2 protein-coding genes are annotated in these 1,161 nt (G+C 37.1%); one reads left to right on the top strand and one right to left on the bottom strand.

The window, feature by feature from the left end; translation table 11 throughout:
• Positions 1-499 precede the first annotated feature (499 nt).
• Complete coding sequence (locus CD152_RS05630; RefSeq protein ID WP_101158979.1) at positions 500-871, bottom strand: hypothetical protein; 372 nt, start codon at positions 869-871, stop codon at positions 500-502.
• 162 nt (positions 872-1,033) lie between these two features.
• On the opposite strand from CD152_RS05630, the gene CD152_RS12125 reads away from it, so the two are divergent.
• Complete coding sequence (locus CD152_RS12125; protein WP_157821401.1) at positions 1,034-1,126, top strand: type I toxin-antitoxin system Fst family toxin; 93 nt, start codon at positions 1,034-1,036, stop codon at positions 1,124-1,126.
• The last annotated feature ends 35 nt before the right edge of the window (positions 1,127-1,161 follow it).

Below are 1,161 nucleotides of genomic sequence, written 5' to 3'. Positions count from 1 at the left end.
GAAGTGATGTGATGTATCGGTTCAGACTGCTCCCTATTCGGTCGCAGACATTCACACGATTGTTGTAAATCCAAATGTCTCACTATTCGCTCACATTTGAGATTAACAACAGCCATCACATCACAAGAACACAAAACATTTATGTCCAATTTTTCTGTCAAGATGTTTATCTCAATTGTACCATAAATTGTACAAAAAATGTTTTGGTCAAGCAGTGCGAATGTATACATTTGCTTCGCAAAGTCTCATCCGCCTCCTTGTAAGGGAAAAGCTTTTCCCTTAACCCTTTCGTTTCATATCATCGTCTATTTCTTCGAAATAACAGATGATATAAAATACAAAGATCCATCCAAACATCATGTTATGTTTGGATGGATCTTTGTAGAAAACCTCTCCAAATTGATTGGAATACGCTGACTACTTTCGTCATCCTATTCCAATCAATTCGATACAAAAGATACTGTATACTCGTATCTTTTGTAAGACTGGTTATCACAGTTTAGCCCTTCGTTCTAAACTGTGATAACCAGTTTGTTAACCCCTTAAGATCACTCACGTGCCAGTAGCCTCTTGAATCGTCCATTGCATCCGCAATGTCATTCAGCGTCTTCTTTAATTGATTGAGTTCTTCTTGAACTGCATTCAATTCATTCGGATTAATCCCTGACTGATCCTTACGTGAAATGACATAATTTTTCTTAAATTCATCTAACGAGATAAATTTACCATTCTCTTTTCTTGGGAAGTCTTTACCAAAGACTGCTTTTAAGGTCTGAAGTTCTTTCTTATCTTTTTCACGCTTTTCTTTTAGTAGCTGCTTCTTCTTTTCTTCTAATGCTTGTAGTTCTTTTTCATAATCAATATTTGTCATCGCATATCCTCCTGATGTTTATCGTTCTCCTTATTATGCCACGTGTTTTTGAGAGATAAAATGGATAAGGTAAGCACTATAGAAGAAACCATAGTAATTCGGTATAATGAGTACGCCGTCTTTACTTCCATAGGCGAGATCTTATGGAAGGAGGTGATCTCTGTGGAATTTCTACTTGTTAACGTTATTGCGCCATTGTATGTTGGCGTAGCACTTGCGTTGTTTTCTCACTGGTTAGATCAACGTAAGGATTAAGACGGCATACCAGCACCTAAAAAACCCCCTAACTG

Source organism: Macrococcoides caseolyticum (genome assembly GCF_002902665.1).
GTDB lineage: Bacteria > Bacillota > Bacilli > Staphylococcales > Staphylococcaceae > Macrococcoides > Macrococcoides caseolyticum.
This window is presented reverse-complemented; position numbering and strand designations above follow the sequence as displayed.